Source organism: Streptomyces yokosukanensis (assembly GCF_001514035.1).
In the GTDB taxonomy this organism is placed as follows: Bacteria; Actinomycetota; Actinomycetes; order Streptomycetales; family Streptomycetaceae; genus Streptomyces; species Streptomyces yokosukanensis.
Map to the genome: position 1 here is coordinate 169,702 of NZ_KQ948213.1, position 17,743 is coordinate 187,444.

Annotated in this window: 16 protein-coding genes and 1 tRNA gene; 2 read left to right on the forward strand and 15 right to left on the reverse strand. The window is 69.3% G+C overall.

The features are described 5' to 3' along the window. Positions 1–73: 73 nt before the first annotated feature. Positions 74–1,510, forward strand: a complete 1,437-nt coding sequence (gene pyk, locus AQI95_RS20720) for a pyruvate kinase (RefSeq protein ID WP_067125495.1) — start codon at positions 74–76, stop codon at positions 1,508–1,510. A gap of 76 nt (positions 1,511–1,586) precedes the next feature. Here the strand turns inward: pyk and AQI95_RS20725 are convergent. Next, positions 1,587–1,661 (reverse strand) — tRNA-Leu (locus tag AQI95_RS20725). Positions 1,662–1,761: 100 nt separating this feature from the next. On the opposite strand from AQI95_RS20725, the gene AQI95_RS20730 reads away from it, so the two are divergent. Continuing rightward, a complete protein-coding gene (locus tag AQI95_RS20730) occupies positions 1,762–2,418 on the forward strand; it encodes an ANTAR domain-containing response regulator (protein WP_067125497.1) in 657 nt (218 codons plus the stop codon). Positions 2,419–2,492: 74 nt separating this feature from the next. On the opposite strand, the gene AQI95_RS20735 is transcribed toward AQI95_RS20730, so the two are convergent. The 14 genes from AQI95_RS20735 to AQI95_RS20800 form a co-directional block, all read right to left on the reverse strand. After that, positions 2,493–3,209 (reverse strand): ABC transporter ATP-binding protein, encoded by a 717-nt coding sequence (locus AQI95_RS20735; protein WP_067125501.1) that lies wholly within the window; start codon positions 3,207–3,209, stop codon positions 2,493–2,495. Then, positions 3,206–4,090, reverse strand: coding sequence for an ABC transporter ATP-binding protein (locus AQI95_RS20740; protein WP_067125503.1), 885 nt, complete (start codon positions 4,088–4,090; stop codon positions 3,206–3,208). The genes AQI95_RS20735 and AQI95_RS20740 overlap by 4 nt, the downstream gene beginning before the upstream one ends. A gap of 6 nt (positions 4,091–4,096) precedes the next feature. Next, positions 4,097–5,920: a branched-chain amino acid ABC transporter permease gene (locus AQI95_RS20745; protein ID WP_067125508.1), complete on the reverse strand. Its 1,824-nt coding sequence runs from the start codon at positions 5,918–5,920 to the stop codon at positions 4,097–4,099. 5 nt (positions 5,921–5,925) lie between these two features. Then, positions 5,926–6,858, reverse strand: a complete 933-nt coding sequence (locus AQI95_RS20750) for a branched-chain amino acid ABC transporter permease (protein ID WP_067125511.1) — start codon at positions 6,856–6,858, stop codon at positions 5,926–5,928. A gap of 121 nt (positions 6,859–6,979) precedes the next feature. Beyond that, positions 6,980–8,212, reverse strand: a complete 1,233-nt coding sequence (locus AQI95_RS20755) for a branched-chain amino acid ABC transporter substrate-binding protein (protein ID WP_067125514.1) — start codon at positions 8,210–8,212, stop codon at positions 6,980–6,982. Between the two features lie 388 nt (positions 8,213–8,600). After that, positions 8,601–9,458, reverse strand: a complete 858-nt coding sequence (locus AQI95_RS20760) for a thioesterase II family protein (protein ID WP_067125517.1) — start codon at positions 9,456–9,458, stop codon at positions 8,601–8,603. Further along, a complete protein-coding gene (locus AQI95_RS20765; RefSeq protein ID WP_067125520.1) occupies positions 9,451–10,428 on the reverse strand; it encodes a DMT family transporter in 978 nt (325 codons plus the stop codon). The genes AQI95_RS20760 and AQI95_RS20765 overlap by 8 nt, the downstream gene beginning before the upstream one ends. 71 nt (positions 10,429–10,499) lie before the next feature. Then, entirely contained in the window at positions 10,500–11,516 is a 1,017-nt protein-coding gene (locus tag AQI95_RS20770; protein WP_067125523.1) for a TauD/TfdA family dioxygenase, read from the reverse strand. Further along, on the reverse strand, positions 11,513–11,770 hold the full coding sequence (locus AQI95_RS46540; RefSeq protein WP_067125526.1) for an acyl carrier protein: 258 nt from the start codon (positions 11,768–11,770) through the stop codon (positions 11,513–11,515). Before AQI95_RS46540 ends, AQI95_RS20770 begins: the two co-directional genes overlap by 4 nt. After that, positions 11,767–13,272, reverse strand: coding sequence for an amino acid adenylation domain-containing protein (locus tag AQI95_RS20780; protein WP_067125529.1), 1,506 nt, complete (start codon positions 13,270–13,272; stop codon positions 11,767–11,769). The genes AQI95_RS46540 and AQI95_RS20780 overlap by 4 nt, the downstream gene beginning before the upstream one ends. Next, positions 13,269–14,480, reverse strand: coding sequence for an aminotransferase class V-fold PLP-dependent enzyme (locus tag AQI95_RS20785; RefSeq protein ID WP_067125532.1), 1,212 nt, complete (start codon positions 14,478–14,480; stop codon positions 13,269–13,271). Before AQI95_RS20785 ends, AQI95_RS20780 begins: the two co-directional genes overlap by 4 nt. Then, on the reverse strand, positions 14,477–15,577 hold the full coding sequence (locus AQI95_RS47375) for an acyl-CoA synthetase family protein (RefSeq protein WP_159056552.1): 1,101 nt from the start codon (positions 15,575–15,577) through the stop codon (positions 14,477–14,479). Before AQI95_RS47375 ends, AQI95_RS20785 begins: the two co-directional genes overlap by 4 nt. A gap of 237 nt (positions 15,578–15,814) precedes the next feature. After that, complete coding sequence (locus tag AQI95_RS20795; RefSeq protein WP_067125538.1) at positions 15,815–16,825, reverse strand: threonine ammonia-lyase; 1,011 nt, start codon at positions 16,823–16,825, stop codon at positions 15,815–15,817. Between the two features lie 416 nt (positions 16,826–17,241). Next, entirely contained in the window at positions 17,242–17,706 is a 465-nt protein-coding gene (locus tag AQI95_RS20800; RefSeq protein ID WP_067125543.1) for a hotdog fold thioesterase, read from the reverse strand. Positions 17,707–17,743: the final 37 nt, after the last annotated feature.

Sequence of the window (17,743 nt, forward strand, 5' to 3'; positions counted from 1 at the left end):
CCTTTACGCAAAGGTTGTTGAGTGGTCATGTCCGGCCGATTCTCTACCCGCGGGTAAGGCCTAGGCTCGACGTATGCGCCGAGCAAAGATCGTCTGTACTCTGGGGCCCGCCACCGACTCGTACGACCAGATCAAGGCACTGGTCGACGCCGGAATGGACGTCGCCCGCTTCAATCTCAGCCACGGCACCCACGCCGATCACGAGGAGCGCTACCGGCGGGTGCGCAAGGCGGCCGAAGAGGCCGGCCGCAGCGTCGGGATCCTCGCCGACCTTCAAGGCCCGAAGATCAGGCTCGGCCGTTTCGCCGAGGGCCCCGTACTCCTTGAACGCGGCGACACCTTCACCGTCACCGTGGAGGAGGGCGTCGAGGGCGATCGCCATCGGTGCGGCACCACCTACGCCGGCCTCGCGGCCGACGTCTCTCCCGGTGAGCGCGTCCTCGTGGACGACGGCAAGGTCTGCCTGGAGGTCACCGCCGTCGACGGCCCCCGCGTCCGCACCCGGGTGGTCGAGGGCGGCATGATCTCCGACCACAAGGGCCTGAACCTCCCCGGCGTCGCCGTCTCGGTCCCCGCCCTCTCCGAGAAGGACGAGGACGACCTGCGCTGGGCGCTGCGCACCGGCTTCGACGTCATCGCCCTCTCCTTCGTGCGCAGCGGCGACGACGCCGGGGACGTGCACCGGATCATGGCCGAGGAGGGCCGCCGCCTCCCGCTGATCGCCAAGGTCGAGAAGCCGCAGGCCGTGGAGAACCTCGACGGCATCGTGGCCGCCTTCGACGGGCTCATGGTCGCGCGCGGTGACCTGGGCGTGGAGATGCCGCTGGAGCAGGTGCCGATCGTGCAGAAGCGTGCGATCAAGCTCGCCAAGCGCAACGCCAAGCCGGTCATCGTCGCCACCCAGATGCTCGAGTCGATGATCGAGAACTCCCGGCCGACCCGCGCCGAGGCCTCCGACGTGGCCAACGCGGTCCTCGACGGCACGGACGCGGTGATGCTCTCCGGCGAGACCAGCGTCGGCAAGTACCCCATCGAGACCGTGCGCACCATGGCGAAGATCGTCGAGGCGGCCGAGGAGGACATGCTCGCCAAGGGCCTGCCACCGCTGACCGAGCGGAACAAGCCGCGCACCCAGGGCGGCGCGGTCGCCCGGGCCGCCGCCGAGATGGGCGACTTCCTCGGCGCGAAGTTCCTGGTGGCCTTCACGCAGTCCGGGGACACCGCACGCCGGCTGTCGCGCTACCGCTCGCCGATCCCGCTGCTCGCCTTCACCCCGGAGCCGGCCACCCGGTCCCAGCTCAGCATGACCTGGGGCGCCGAGGTCTTCCTCGGTCCGCACGTCGACTCCACCGACGCCATGGTCGAACAGGTGGACGAGCTGCTGCTGAAGTACGGCCGCTGCGAGAAGGGCGACGTCGTGGTGATCACGGCGGGTTCCCCGCCCGGGGTCTCCGGCTCGACCAACATGGTCCGGGTTCACCACATCGGCGAGGACGACAGCCCGCGGTAGAGATCCCCACGACGACAAAAGGCCCCTCGTTGAGAGGGGCCCATCAGAAGCGCTGACCTTGGAATCCAAGGAAAAGTGCCCCGGGTCGGACTCGAACCGACACTGTACGGGTTTTGAATCCGTTGCCTGCTGCCAATTGGGCTACCGGGGCTCGCAGAATCAAAGGTTTCCCCCGACCCTCCGCGCGTCCACCATACCGTAGCTAGGTAGGCTCTTGTCAGCAGTACCTCTGCCTGGAACGAGGAGCCCCCGTGACCGCCGAGTCGCCCCAGCCCGTAGACGCGCCCGACGACGACAAGTCGCACGTGCCTCCGCTGACGACCCGAGTCGTCATCGCCGAGGACGAGGCCCTGATCCGGCTCGACCTCAAAGAGATGCTCGAGGAGGAGGGGTACACCGTCGTCGGCGAGGCCGGGGACGGCGAGCAGGCCGTGGAGCTGGCCCGCGAGCACAAGCCGGACCTGGTCATCCTGGACGTGAAGATGCCCAAGCTGGACGGCATCTCCGCGGCCGAGAAGATCGCCGAGGAGTCCATCGCGCCGGTCCTGATGCTGACCGCCTTCTCGCAGCGCGACCTCGTCGAGCGGGCCCGGGACGCCGGCGCCATGGCGTACCTGGTCAAGCCGTTCAGCAAGAGCGACGTCGTACCGGCCATCGAGATGGCCGTCTCCCGCTTCACCGAGCTGAAGCAGCTGGAGCAGGAGGTCGCCGACCTCACCCAGCGCCTGGAGACCCGCAAGCTGGTCGACCGCGCGAAGTCCGTCCTGCAGACCGAGTACGGGCTGACCGAGCCGGCCGCCTTCCGCTGGATCCAGAAGACCTCGATGGACCGCCGTATGTCGATGCAGCAGGTCGCCGAGGCGGTCATCGCGGACAACGACGAGAAGAAGGCCGCGAAGAAGGGCTGATCTCCCTTCGTACGACGAGGCCCGCGCCCCGGAGAAGGGGGCGCGGGCCTCGTCGTACCGGTCGGTCCTCCCGGTCAGTCCTCGCCCAGGTACGCCTTGCGCACGGACTCGTCGTGCAACAGGTCCTGGCCGGTGCCGGACAGGGCGATGTTGCCGACCTCCATGACATGGCCGTGGTCGGCGAGCGAGAGTGCCGCCTGGGCGTTCTGCTCGACCAGCAGAATCGTTGTGCCCTGGGACTTCAGCTCGGCGATCGTCGCCATGATCTTCTGCATCATGATCGGCGACAGGCCCATCGACGGCTCGTCCAGCATCAGCAGCTTCGGCTGGGACATCAGTGCCCTGCCCATCGCCAGCATCTGCTGCTCACCGCCGGAGAGGGTGCCCGCGGCCTGCTTGCGCCGCTCTCCGAGGATCGGGAACAGGTCGTAGGCCCGCTGGATGTCCCGCTCGATGCCCGGCTTGTCGTTGCGCAGGAACGCCCCGAGGCGCAGATTGTCCTCGATCGTCATGCGCGGAAAGATGTGCCGGCCCTCGGGCGAGTGGGCGAGGCCGAGCTGGACGATCTGATGGGCGGGGACCCTCTTCAGCGACCTGCCGTTGAACCTGATCTGGCCGCCGACGGGCCTGAGCAGGCCCGACAGCGTGCGCAGGGTCGTGGTCTTGCCGGCGCCGTTGGTGCCGATCAGGGTGACGACCTCGCCCGCCTCGACCTTGAAGGAGATGCCCTTGACGGCCTCGATCTTGCCGTAGGCGACGCGGAGGTCCTCGACCTCGAGCAGTGCGGTCATCGGTCGCTCTCCTTGCCGGGCGCGGCGTCCGTGGTGGGTGCGGCCTGGGCCTCGGCGGCCTCGACCTCGGCGATCTCCTCCGCGCCGGGAGCGTCCTCGAAGGGCTCGCCCAGATAGGCGGCGACGACCCGCTCGTCGCCCTGGACGGTGGCGCTGTCGCCCTCGACCAGCTTCTCGCCCTGCACGAGCACAGCCACGCGGTCGCACAGATTGAAGATGAACCGCATGTCGTGCTCGATGACGAGGACGGCGATGCCCTTGTCGCGGATGGCGAAGACCAGTTCCTCGGTGGCGCGGGTCTCCTGCGGGTTCATGCCGGCGGTCGGCTCGTCCAGGAGCAGCAGACCGGGTTCGCTGGCCAGAGCGCGCGCGATCTCCAGCTTGCGTTGCTCGCCGTAGGGCAGGTTGCGGGCCAGGTGCTCGGCCTTGTGCGCGAGGCCCACGAACTCGAGGAGTTCCATGGCGCGTTCGCGGGAGGCCCGCTCGGCCCGGTGGAAGCCGGGGCTGCGAAGAATGGCGGCCCAGAAGCCCTCCTTCGTCCGGGTGTGCCGGCCGACGAGGACGTTCTCCAGGACCGACATGTTGGCGAACAGCCGGATGTTCTGGAACGTACGCGCGATACCGGCCGCCGTGACCTTGAAGGACTTCGGCGGCAGCACCTGGCCCTTGAACCGGACCTCGCCCTCGGTGGGGACGTACAGGCCGGTCAGGCAGTTGAAGAAGGTGGTCTTGCCGGCGCCGTTGGGGCCGATGAGGCCGACGATCTCGCCGCTGTCCACGGTGAGGTCGACATTGTGTACCGCGGTGAGGCCACCGAAGCGCATGGTGACGCCGCGGGCGTCGAGGACGGTCTCGCCTCGGGTGATGGTCTGCGTGGTCATCTCGGATCAGGCCCCTGTCTTGCCGAGCACCGCGGGCGCCTCGGCCTCGTCGTGGAACTCGAGCTGGCGGCGCCGGTTGGGGACGAGGCCCTCCGGCCGGAAGCGCATCAGCAGGATGAGCGCGACACCGAAGGCGAACAGCTGGTAGTTGCCGAGGAACTGGAGCTTGTTCGGGATGAGGAAGAGCAGCGAGGCGCCGATGAGCGGGCCGCCGATGGTGCCCATGCCGCCGAGGACCACCGCGGCGAGCAGGAACGCCGAGTTCGGCGGGACGGGGCCGGCGAAGTAGTACTGCTCGGGTGTGACCGTGTAGGTGACGTGTGCCTGGACCGTGCCGGCGAGGCCGGCGAGGCTGGCGCCGACGGCGAAGGCGATGAGCTTGACCCGGAAGCCGTTGATGCCCATCGCGAGCGCGGCGGTCTCGTCCTCGCGGATGGCGACCCAGGCCCGCCCGATACGGGAGTCACCGCTGCGCCGGAAGACGAGGACGACCACCGCGGTGATGATCAGCATCAGGAAGAAGTAGTTGGCGAACCGGCCGATGGTGAAGCCGGCGACGTCGTGCTGGGCGCCGAGGTCCCAGCCGAGGATCTTCAGGTTGGGGATCGAGGAGATGCCGTTGGAGCCGTTGGTGATGTCGGGGCCGGAGGTGCCGTCGAGGTTGTTGGCCGTGATCCGGAAGATCTCACCGAAGCCGAGCGTGACGATGGCGAGGTAGTCGCCGCGCAACCGCAGGGTGGGGGCGCCGATGAGGACACCGAACACCAGGGAGGCGAGTGCGCCGACCAGGACGGCGGCCCAGAACGGGAAGTGCACGTGGATCGGCGAGCTGGGGGAGCCCGAGACCAGGGCAGCCGCGTAGGCGCCGACGCCGAGGAAGGCGACGTAACCGAGGTCCAGCAGACCGGCGAGACCGACGACGATGTTCAGACCGAGGGCGACGGTGGCGAAGATCAGGATGTAGACACCCAACGTCGCGTACTGGTCGTCGGTCTGGGTGAAGGGGAACAGCGCGGCGGTGGCGAACGCGCCGCAGACGGTGATGTTCTGGTGCCGGCTCGTGATCTGCGAGGCGTGGACGATGAGACCGGACTTGCTCAGGGCGGCGAAGCCGAAGCCGGCGGTGATCAGGAAGCCGATGAACAACTCGTCGTACTCGGTGCCGATGCCGTAGGTGAAGACGGTCAGGGACACGGCGAGTACGGCGACGATGATCAGGATCTCGGCGTAGGCGGGAAGCTTGCCGAGCGGGCGCGGCCGGTCCGCCGTGAAGGCCGCCTTGACGGTCTCCCAGGTGTGCGCGGAGCGGTGCTTGACGCGCTCGACGCGGCCCGCGTCCGGGTCGAGGGGGTCGGGTTCGGGCCGCTGGAAGGGGAGGGCGAGGGCGCCGACGAGGGAGGCCAGGCTGGTGACGGCGACGAGGAAGCCGCCGGGCTCCAGGTTGACGAGGCCGCCGAGTTCGACGCTGATCGCGATGACCGTGTACCAGGCGGTGGCGAAGGTGGCGAGGGCGGCGAACTTCAGCGCCGCGTCCGCGCCTGCCGGGGCCAGCCACCCCAGCCCTTTGACGCCGTGGGAGGCGAGGCCGAGGAGCGTGGTCAGGACGGCGCTGATGAGCACCAGGACCTGCAGGCCGCCCGGGTAGCCGTTGATGGTGAGGTCGCCGGGGAAGTCCTGGGTCCATGTCCAGGCCAGGAAGGTGGAGACGATGGTGAGGAGGCCGCCGCCGGTGGCGAGAGCACGGCCGAGGCGCGGCGGGAGGCCGATGAGGCCGGCCGCGCTGCCGGCGGGGGTGCTCGGGGTCTTCGGCGCGGTGGTCTGTGTGGTCATCGGTGTCACGCCCTGTCCGCGACGCGCTCACCGAGCAGACCTTGCGGCCTGAACAGCAGCACGAGGATGAGGAGTACGAAGGCCCAGACGTCGGCCCAGGACTGGGTGCCGAACTTCTCCATGCCGGGGAGGTCGGCTATGTAGGCGGTGGCGAGGGTCTCGGCGATGCCGAGGACGACGCCGCCGATCATGGCGCCGTAGATGTTGCCGATGCCGCCGAGGACGGCGGCGGTGAAGGCCTTGAGGCCGAGGATGAATCCCATCCGGAAGTCGATCTGGCCGTACTTCAGGCCGTCGGCGACACCGCCGACGGCGGCGAAGGCGGCACCGAGGGCGAACGCGATCACGATGATGCGGTCGGTGTTGACGCCCATGAGCTTGGCGGTGTCCGGATCCTGCGCGGTGGCCTGCATGCCGCGTCCGGTGCGGGTCCGCATGACGAAGTAGGCGAGAAAGGCCATGCTGACGGGAGCCGCGATCAGCAGGAAGATGTCACCGGTCTGGATGGTGACGTTGCCGATGTGGAAGGGGCCGCCGCCGATCTGCGGGAAGGTGCGCGCGGACTTGGCGTCGGGGTACCAGGCCCAGACCGCCTGCTGGAGGGCGAGCGAGAGACCGATGGCCGTGATGAGCGGGGCCAGACGCGGTGCGTTGCGCAGAGGGCGGTAGGCGAACCGTTCCGCTCCCACGGCGACGAGAACGGCGACGAGGATGCCGCCGATGAGCATGAGCGGGAGGGCGATCCACATGGACGTGCCGTCGGGCAGGACGTACGCGTAGACGGTGAGGGCGCCGAAAGCGCCGGTCATGAAGATCTCGCCGTGGGCGAAGTTGATGAGCTGGACGATGCCGTAGACCATGGTGTACCCGATGGCGACCAGCCCGTACATGGATCCCAGTAGCAGGCCGTTGACCAGCTGCTGCGGCAGTTCGTTCACCGCAAGTCCTCCGAGACTTTCGGATGTGCGACGGATGTGCCGGATGTCCGGATGTGAGTCCGCGCGAGGCGCCAGTGGGACGCCCCGCGCGGCTCATCGGTGGTGCAGATGTGAGGTGGTGTCAGCCACCGTTGTAGGTACCGGACTCCACGGTCTTCCAGGCGCCGTTCGTGACGGAGTAGACGGTGAGCTGCTTGTTGGTGGTGTCGCCGTATTCGTCGAACGAGACCTTGCCCGTCACCCCGTCGAAGGAGACGTTCTGCACGGCCGCGGTGATCTTGGCGCGGGCATCGCTGGGCAGCTTGCCGCTGTTGTCGTCCACGACCTTCTTCACGGCCTGGATGATCGACCAGGCGGAGTCGTAGGCGTATCCGCCGTAGGCGCCGTACTCCTCGGAGTAGCCGCCGGCCTTGTAGTTGGCGAGGAACTCCTTGGCCGAGGGCAGCTGGTCGAGCGGGGCGCCGACGGAGGTGACGAGGTCACCGTTGCTGGCCGGGCCGGCGAGCTTGATGTAGGTGGGGTCGTAGACGGCGTCGCCGCCGACGAGGGGGACCTTGGAGCCGGCGGCCTTGATCTGCTTGCTGAGCGGGCCGGCCTGCGGGTATTCGCCGCCGTAGTAGACGATGTCGGCGCCGGAGTTCTTCACCTTGGTGGCGACGGCCGAGTAGTCCTTGGTGTCGGGGTTGATGTGCTCGGTGCCCACGATCGTGCCGCCGAGCTTCTTGAACTCCTCGCTGAAGGTGCTGGCGAGGCCGGCGCCGTAGGTCTTCTTGTCGTCGATGACGAAGACCTTCTTCTTCTTGGCCTTGTTGTAGACGTACTGTGCCGCGAACGGGCCCTGGATGGCGTCCGTGGTCGCGGTGCGGAAGTACGACTTGTACCCGCGGACCTTGCTCTTTTGCCAGTCGTTGCCCTGGGTGAGCGTCGGGTTGGTGTTGGCCGGGGACACCTCGACCAGTTTGGCGTCGTCGAAGACCTTCTGCATGGACTGGGCGACGCTGGAGTTCAGCGGGCCGACGACGCCGTAGACATCTGCGTTGGACACCAGTTTGGAGGCGTTCTGCTGGCCGGACGACGGCTGGGCCTGGTCGTCCAAGGCCTGCATCTTGAATGTGACGCCGTCGACGATCTTCAGCTTGTTGGCCTGCTTGACGGCGAGGTCGACCGAGTTCCTGATGCCCAGGCCGATCGCGGTCAGGTCGCCCGTGAGGGGGGCGTCGACGCCGATGACGACGGTGGTGCCGCCCTTGGAGTCCGAGCCCTTGCCGCCGCTGTCGCGCGAGCCGCAGGCGGTAAGGGTGAGTGCTCCCGCCGCCAGCGCGGCGGTGACGGCGATGAGGGAACGTTGACGCACGATCAGTCCTTTCCGCTGGACAACCGTCTCCCGATGGAAACGGTCGAGCCGCACGCCTGGCCGAAGTTGACAAACCCACGGCGCGGTGACTGGCCGTGACTCTAAGCGTGTGTGGGGAACGTGGAGGAGAGTCTGACCAATGCTGTGACGCTCTTGTTATGACACGAGGTAATGCAGAGCGGTACTCCATGGGAGAAGCGCCGGAATTACTGCCGATTCGCCCGGTCCGCATGGTGAGAACCGCAGGACGCACCTTGATCCGTTCAGGTGTCTCGGGGCTTTTGGTGATTACGTGCCGCTGTTGCTGCGGTGGTCTTCCCGGGTCTGTGCGACGTGTTGTGCGGGAAGGGAACCGGGGGAGAAACCGGTATTCGGCATTGCCTGCGCATTACGCAGTGTTACTCCCGGGAAACGTATTCCGGCATTCCGCAGGCCTTTCGGTGGTTTCACCACCTTCGGCCGTGACCGCCCCGGTTCGCAGAGCCTCTGCCAGCCGTGCCGCCACGGCCGGAACGTGATCCCACAGGAACCAGTGACCGCCCGGGAAGAGCCGCAGTTCCCCGGTGCCGACTCCGTGCCGCAGCCACCCGGCCATCTCCTCGTGGGCGGCCAGCGGGTCGTCGCGGCCGCCGAGGGCGATCACCGGCAGTGGCAGGGGCGGCCGCTCCTGGTGGACGTGCTCGGCGCCGAGCAGTACGTCGCCCCGCAGCCGCTCCTGGACGAGTTCGACGAACTCGGGGTCCTCGGCGGCCTGCGCCAGCGCACCCCCGCAGGAGCGCAGATACTCGGCCGTGCTCCTCGGATCGTCGAGGTCGACCGCCGGTCGGAAGCCGTACTGGGGCGCGACCCGCCCGGAGACGGCGAGGACGGCGGGTGGCGGGCAGTCCAGTTCCAGCAGCGCGGCGGCCGTCTCGTACGCCAGGAGCGCGCCCATGCTGTGTCCGAAGAGGCCGTAGCGGTCCACCGGGCGGGCCGCCAGGTCGTCGGCGATCCGCCGGGCCAGCTCCCCGGCCAGTCCGCGCAGCCCGCTCCCGCCCAGGTACCGGGCGGAGTCCCAGGCGAACGGCACCGCCGCGGGATGCCGGTCCGGGCGGGCCGCCCAGTGGTCGGTCAGCAGGCGGTAGGCCGCATGGCCGCCGCCCGCATAGGGGAGCAGGTAATAGCGTCCCGGCGCCCGGCCGTTCGGGTGCGGGCCCGGGTGCGCGGCCGGGGCCGGGACCGCCACGGCCCCGCCCGGCTCAGCCACGGCCGCCTCTGCTCTCCGGCACCGCCGGACGCTCCGCCGTCGCGGCGGCGCCGGTCGCTCCCGCGGCGTCCGGCATCAACCTGCCGAGCAGGCGGCGCAGTTGGGGACCGGCCAGGATGACCGCGTTGGCCGCGAGGACGACGAGCACGCCGCACACCGCCAGCGCGCTCCACTGGTAGTCCTCGAAGATCGTCGAGAGCGACATCGAGATGACCGGGAAGGCCACGGTGGCGAACGCGGCACGGTCGGGGCCGATGCGTGAGAGCAGCGTCAGGTAGGTGACGAAGGCGATCGCCGAGCCGCACACCGACAGGTACGCCAGGCCCGCCACGTACCGGAACGAGGGCTCCACCGTGAACGAGTTCCCCGCGAACAGGCAGCCGATCGTCGTGAAGATCCCGCCGTAGAGCATGCTCCACGCCGTGGACTGCACGACCGGCAGGCCCCCGCTGGTCTGGTTCCAGGAGGAGGCGATGTTGCCGAACGAGAACAGGAGGGTCGCGCCGAGGCCGAGCAGGACACCGGTCAGCAGGCCCGAGGACGCCTTGGTGTCGGCGATGTCCTTGCCGAACACCATGGCGAGCCCCACCAGGCCGGCGGCGGCGGCGAGCACCACGGTGCGGGAGATGGGCCGTTTGAGGAAGATCCGGCCGTTGACGATGTTGAACCCGACCGAGAGGCAGAAGATGATCGACACCAGTCCGGAGATCAGGTGTTCGGAACAGTAGTAGAAGAGTACGTAGTTGACCGAGTACATGAGCAGACCGACGAGTGCGAGACGCAGATGGCTGCGCAGCGGGAAGCGCATGGGCAGCCTGCGCACACCGGTCCAGACGAACATGCAGAGGGCGGCCAGCAGAAAGCGGTACGCGACCGAGACGGCCGGATCCACACTGCCCAGCTGTAACTTGATGCCGATCCAGGTGGTGCCCCAGAACAGCACGATCACCGCGTACAGCACGATGTTCACGAGAGTTCTTTCCTTCGGTGCTCGCTCCTGACGGTGCGGGCCCGTCCGGGCCCGCACCGGGTTCCGGCCCTCTACCAGCCGGGAGTCGCCACGACGGCGGGCGGCGCGAGGGCCGTACCGTCGGTGGGGTCGGTCATGGTGACCAGGATCCGGCGCCGGCCCCGGTAGGGCCTGCGGCCATGGGCGACGGCGACATTGTCGACGACCATCACGTCACCGGCCTGGTAGGGCTCGGCGACCGTCGCCGCGTCGTAGGCCGCACGGATCTCCTCGATCACCTCCCGGTCGACCGGGCTGCCGTCCCCGTGCAGGGTGTTGTACGGCAGTGCGGACTCGCCGAGTTCCTCGGCGAACTCCTGCAACTCCGGTTCGAGGTTCCAGCGGTTGAAGAAGACGCCGTGGTTGAACCAGCTGTCCTCACCGGTGTCGGGATGCCGCATGGTCGCCCAACGACGGTACCGCACCTGGACGTTGTCGCCGTCCCGGCGTACCGCCGTGTGGTTCTGGGCGCAGTACTCCTCCAGTTCGCCGAAGGTCTTCACCCCGTACACCGACTGCCAGTCGAAGCCGATGCCGGTGCCGAAGTTCCGCTGGTAGATCCAGCCCTCGGCGGCGAACCGGTTGCGCAGCCCGGGGTCCAGCTCCCGGTACACGCGCCGTGTGTCGCACAGCGGGGTCTCCCCGCCCTCGGCCGCGGGGGTGTCGCACCAGAAGTAGAGGTGGCGCGGCCAGCGCAGCACGTGCGAACTCTCGTTGTGCACGAAGATCGACCGGTCGGCCGGGTACTCGGTCGAGGTGAACACGGCCCCCGACACATGGGAGCGGGGCGTCGCCCGCTCCTGGTACTCGGCCCAGGTGCCGCCGCTGAGCGCGCCGACGACGTCCTGGAAGACACCCTCGTCGGGGACGGGGAAGCCACGCAGGATCAACGCGCCGTGCAGGCGCAACGCCGTCCGCAGCGGCTCGGCGTGCCGGGCGGCCCAGCCAGGGGCGTCACCGGCACCGGCGCACGTGACGACCAGCGGGAACGTTCCATGTGTCGTGCAGTCCTCGAGCGCCCGGCCTACGGCGTCGTCGTGGGTGGTCATGAAGAGCACTCCCCTTGGAGCCGGGCGGTGTAGTCGTTGAACGTGCGTGCGGTGAACAGCAGCTTCAGCGGCACATGCCGCCCCAGCGCCTCGCGCAGCCGGACGGTCGCCTGGAAGGCCAGCAGCGAGTTGCCGCCCAGGTCCTCGAAGAAGTCCTGGTCCCCTTCCGGCGGCGGACAGCCGAGCACGTCCGTCCACACTGCGCGGACACAGGCCTCGGCGTCCGCGCTCACGGTGTTGTTCGCGGGGTTCAACGTGTCTCCTCGTTCGTCTGTACGGGGTGAGTCTTCTCGGCGTCGGGCCGGGCGCGGTCGAGCGCCCGGGACCGGTCGACCTTGCCGCCGGGAGTGCGGGGCAGGGAGGCGACGACGCGCAGCCGGCGGGGCGTCACCGGACCCATCAGCCGCTCCGTCAGTGCGGCGCGCAGCTCCCGCAGATCCAGCGAGTCGTCGCGGCTCTCCACGACGAGATCGATCACGGGGCCGCCCGGCCCGTCCACGGCGCAGGCGACCGCGGCGGACACCCCGGGTACGGCGGCGGCCACCGTTTCGATCTCGCCCAGTTCCACTCGTACGCCACCGACCTTCAGCTGGTCGTCGCGGCGCCCGAGGAACAGCAGCTCGCCGTCGGGCAGTCGGCGCACCACGTCACCGGTGCGGAACGTACGGCCGTTGCTGTCCTGGCCGAAGCGGTCTCCGGCGGGCTCGGCCGAGTCCAGGTAGCCGAACGCGACCCCGGGGCCGCAGATCACCAACTCGCCCGCATCGGAACCGAGTCCGTCGACGGGGAGCAGCGAGAGCCGGGTGCGGTCGATGGCCTGCCCGATGGGCACCGGCCCCTCGGGCAGGGGGAGGGCACAGGGGTGATGGGTGGAGTCGACGCAGGTCTCGGCGGGGCCGTACTGGTTGACCAGGCGCGTGTGCGGCGCCTGGTCGAGCACCCGGCTCGCCAGCGTGCTCTGCAGCTGCTCCCCGCCCGAGTACAGCAGCCGCAGCGAGGTCCAGTCCGCCAGCAGCCCGGACAGCTCCACGAGGGAGAGGACGGACGGCGCGAAGTGGGCGACGGTGGCCCGGTGCCGCACCGCCGCCTGCACGGCCTCCTCGGGGTCCGCGTACGGCGCGTCCTCGGTGAGCAGCACGGTGGCGCCGTGCACGAGCGCCGCCGCCGTCTCCCACACCGCGAAGTCGAAGGAGACGGCGGTGTGCTGCAGCAGGACGTCGTCCGCGGCGAGCGGATAGGCGCGCTGGCTCCAGTCGATCCGGTTGGCGAAGCCCTCCGCCGACAGGACCGTGCCCTTGGGGGCGCCGGTACTGCCGGACGTGAACACCACATAGGCGGCCTGGCCGCTGGGCCAGCGCAGCGGTTGCGTCAGCTCCCCGTGCTCGCGCGGATCCACCCTGCCGATCCGGGCCGCCCGGGCGTCGCCGGAGACCAGCAGGGCACGCCCGCCGAGCTGCCGCAGCACACGGCTGCGGCGTGCCGGTGTCTCGTGATGCCGGATCGGCGCGTAGGCCAGTCCGAGTCGCCAGCCGGCCAGCACGGCGGCGAGGTGCCGCGGCGAGCGCTCGACCTCGACCGCCACCGTGTCCTCACCGTCCGTGCGAGCGCTCAGGGCGCGGGTGGCCAGGTCGGTGAGGCCGGCCAGCTCCCGGTAGGTCGTCCGCGCTCCGTCACCGCTGATGACCGCCGTGCGGTCGGGGGCGGACGCGGCGACGGCACGGAACCGTTCGTACAGCTCCTCGGCGTACTCGGTCATCGGGCCCTCTCGGCAAGCAGCGGGTGCAGCTCGTCGAGCGCCGCGAAGGTGTGCTCGATCTCGCCCTCGGTGTTGTACAGATAGGGCGCGATGCGCAGTCCCGCCGTCTGACCGTGCGCCGCGAAGTACGGCTGGGCGCAGAAGTACCCGGAGCGGCACATCACCCCGTACGAGTCGCTGAGCGCGCGGGCGATCGTGGAGGGATCGGGAACGCCTCTGAGGGCCACGGTCAGTACGGGCAGCCGGTCCCGATCCGACAGACCTCCCAGGACCGTCAGGTAGGGACGGGACTTCGCCTGCGCGAGCAGCACGGTGAGCAGGTCCTGGTCGCGTGCGGCCAGTTCGGCCTCGCCGATCGCGTCGAGATACTCCAGGGCGGCACCGAGTCCGTAGACGCCGCTGATGTTCGGGGTGCCCGGCTCGAAGCGATAGGGGGCACGGCGCAGTCGGAACTCGTGCTCGTCCGCCCAGTCGACGGTGCCGCCGCCGAGCTTGCTCGGCGTCAGCTCCTCGATCAACCGGTCGCTCAGGTACAGCACACCGATGCCGGTGGGCCCGAGCATCTTGTGGGCGGAGAACGCCAGCGCGTCGACGGACTCACCGATCCGCGGCAACCGGTGCGGCGCCAGTTGCGCCGCGTCCACCACGGTCCAGGCGCCCGCCTCCCGGGCCTGCGCGGTCAGCCGGTCGAGGTCGGCGGTGTGCCCCGTGACGTTGGAAGCGGCTGTGAGGACCACGACCCGGGGGGAACGGTCCAGCGCCGCGCGGAAGGACTCCTCGTCCACGGTGGCGTACGGGCTCGCCGCGAGCCAGACCGTCCGGCACCGTTCCCGCCAGGGGAGCTGAGCCGAGTGGTGCGCGTCGAGCGGGATCGCGACCAGGTCGGTCTCGGTCAGTGGCAGCCCGCTCGCCACGAGGTTGATGCCGTCGGTGGTGTTGGTGGTGAACACGATGTTGCGCGGCGGTACGCCGAGACGGGCGGCGATCCTGGCACGCACCTGCTCGAAGCGTTCGGACGCCTCCTCGGACAGGATGTGCTTGCCGCGGTGGATGTTGGCGCTGACGGAGTCGTAGTAGCCCGCCATCGCGTCGATCACCGACTGCGGTTTCAGCGAGGTGGCAGCGTTGTCGAGGTAGACGAGGGGGCCCGCGTCCACCACGCGCCGCAGAACCGGGAAGTCCGCACGGAAGTCCACGGCGGCGGTCACAGCAGGGCTCCTTCGCGCACCCGGCCCGGTCCGGCGCAGGTGCTGAACTTGCCCGAGCGCTCGGCCTCGATGTGGGTCACGGCGGTGGCTTCGACCCGCGGCACATGGGGGAGCAGGTCCCGGAGCCGGTCCTGCACGGCCGGCACCGTGTCGAGCGGTGCGTCCTCGCGGGTGATGACCCGGCAGTGGACGCTGTCCGGGGCGCTCTGGTCGATGCGGTAGTGGCCGATGCCGACGACGTCGCACAGGGCGTCGTCCGCCTGGCGGGGGGTCACGAAGCGTCCGTCGGCGCCGTCGGCGAGGCATGTCGAGGCGCGGCCGTGGTGGATCACGGTGCGTCCCTCGGCCCCGCAGGGACATCGGCCACCTGGTTCGACCAGGTCCCCGGTCCGGTAGCGGACATGCGGAGAGAGCTGGTCTCCGATGCTGGTGATCACGAGTTCGCCGATCTCACCGGTGCGGGCGTCCTCGCCGTCCTCCCGGAGGATCTCGTGGTGGTAGTTCTCCTCGTTCAGGTGGCGCGCCCCGGCGGGGCATTCGATGCCGAGCCAGCCGAACTCGGACATGGAGAGCACCTCGGCCACCGGTGTGCCCTCGGGCACGGCGGCGGTGACGGCTCGGCGCGCGGCATGGGTCAGCAGCGAGTAGGTGAGGACGACGGCCCCGACGGGCAGTGTGGCCAGGCCCCGCCTGCGCAGGTGGCCGCAGAGGAAGGCCAGGTGGGTCGGGTCGGTGTAGAGCCACGCCGGTCGGTAGGCGTCCAGTTCGTCGAAGATCTTGTCGATCATCGCCCCGGGCGTGGCCAGCACGTCGTGCGCGATGGACAGCACCAGGGTGCCGTCGGGCAGGGTGCGGTCGGCGAGAGTGGAGAGCGGGGTCGCGCATTCCACGTCCGAGCAGTTGGGGGCGGCCAGGCGGGCCACCTTGCGGTGCGCCGCGCCGAGCAGCCGCTCGCTCAGGGCCGGGTGCGTGGCGGCGGTGACGGCCATGCGCTCGGCCAGCAGGGGACGGTGCACGACCGTGACCAGACGATCCCCGGTGGTTCCCGAACTTCTGCTGGTGTAGGTCAGTTCCGGCAGGGATTCCTCGTGGTTCACGACGCGGGCCGGAAAACCGCGCCGAAAATCCGCTTTGCTGGTGAACGGGAGTTTCCGGAACGCATCCGGTCCGTCGAGGCGTAACTGCCCCGACGATGCCAGACCTGCCCCGTCGATGAGTTCACGGTAGAAGGGAATGGTGCGGTACGAGAATTCTGCTTCCTCGCATGCCGCAGACAGCGACATGCGTATGTGCGATGACAATGATCCCCCTAGAAATGAAACGTGGGTTCGCGCTCAGAGTGGCGTGGCGAGCACCGACGAGACCACGGCCGGGTCGACATTTCCGCCGGACACGACGGCCACCACGGGGCCCGCCCCTGCCGGCGGGACGAAGCTCCCAAAGAGAAGAGCCGCCGGGGCGACTGCTCCCGACGGCTCCACCACTTGCTTTCCGTGGCAGGCGAGACAGCGCAGAGCACGGCTGATGTCGTCCTCCGAGACCGTCACGATGTCGTCCACGAGCCGGCGTATGTGCTCCCAGGGAAGCGCGCCGAGCGAGGTGGCACGCAGGCCGTCCGCCCGGGTCCGGTAGACGTCCTCGGTGGGCCAGACCGCCCGTTCGCCGGTGCGCAGGCTTACGGCCGCGTCCGCCGCCAGCTCGGGTTCCACGCCGATGACCCGGACATCGGGGCGCAGCGTCTTGATCGCGACGGCCACGCCGCTGATCAGTCCGCCCCCGCTGACCGGCACCAGCACCGCTGACAGATCCGGTGCCTGCTGCAGGATCTCGAGACCGAGCGTGCCCTGGCCGGCTATGACGTCCCGCGCGTCGAAGGGGTGCACCACCTGCGCGCCGCTTCGCGCGGCGAGCTCGTACGGGTGGATGTCCCGCCGCTCGGGGGGCACCAGCTCGACCGTGGCGCCGAGCGCCCGTACCCCGTCGATCTTCACGGCCGGGGCGGTGTCGGGCATCACCACGGTGGCCTTGACGCCGTGCAGAGCGGCGGCATGGGCGACGGCCTTGCCGTGATTGCCGCTGGAGAAGGTGATGACGCCACGGGCGCGCACCTCCTCCGGCAGCGACGCGACCGCGTTGAAGGCGCCGCGCACCTTGAACGAGCCCAGCAGCTGCAGGTGTTCGGCCTTGAGCAGCAGATCCGGCCGTCGCTCGGTCGGCCCGGCCTTCTCGGACGCGGGAACGTCGAGAGGCAGCATCGGTGTGCGGCGGATCAGCCCGGCGGACCGCCGGGTCGCGGCCACGATCTCACCGACCCCGACCAGGGGCGATTCGGCTGGCTGGGACATCACACTCCATATTCCCTGAACGCTTTTGGCGCGGACTTCGTCGAAATTTAATCGTCCTATTGATCGACTTCAAGTCCCCGCCCGGCCGAATTTGCGTGCGCTTGACCGTCGTTCGGGTGGAGTGGCGAAAATTTCCAAAGTATTTCGTGGAGACTTCTGATCTTGAATTTTTGGGCGCGCTCGGAGTGTGGCGTGAATGCGGTGCCCGCATGCCTTCGAAACTCGGAAAATCTGGTCGTTTCGCTGGCCATGGAGTGCGCGGTCTGGCTGGAAGTTTTCCTTCCGTGGCGATGCCGTGCGCCGACGTGGGCATGGAATGGCCTGTTCACAGTCAACGGAAATGGGAGATTCCGCGTCCGGCGCCGGTCGGCGGGGGCCGTATCGCGCCGTACCGGCCCGCGCCCGTACCGCGCCCGTCAGCCCGGCAGCTGCACGTCCCGCAGCAGGCAGGTCAGCCGCGCGCTGCACACCCGGCGGCCCTCCTCGTCGCTGATCACGATCTCGTACGTCGCCGTCGAACGCCCCCGGTGCACCGGCGTGGCCACACCGGTCACCAGGCCCGAGCGGACCCCGCGGTGGTGCGTGCAGTTCAGGTCCACGCCGACCGCGATCTTCGAGCTGCCGCCGTGCAGCATGGAGCCGACCGAACCCAGGGTCTCCGCCAGCACCGCCGAGGCGCCGCCGTGCAGCAGGCCGTACGGCTGGGTGTTGCCCTCCACCGGCATGGTCCCGACGACCTTCTCCGGCGAGGCCTCCAGGATCTGCACACCCATCCGCGTGCCGAGGTGTCCGGCCGAGAACAGGGCGGGCAGATCGACACCGAGCGCCGCGTACTCGTCGATGATCTCCTGAGGGAACTTCACTTGCTGCTGCTCGCCCATGGGCCCGGCTCCGTTCTTCGTCACCTGATCTGCTCGC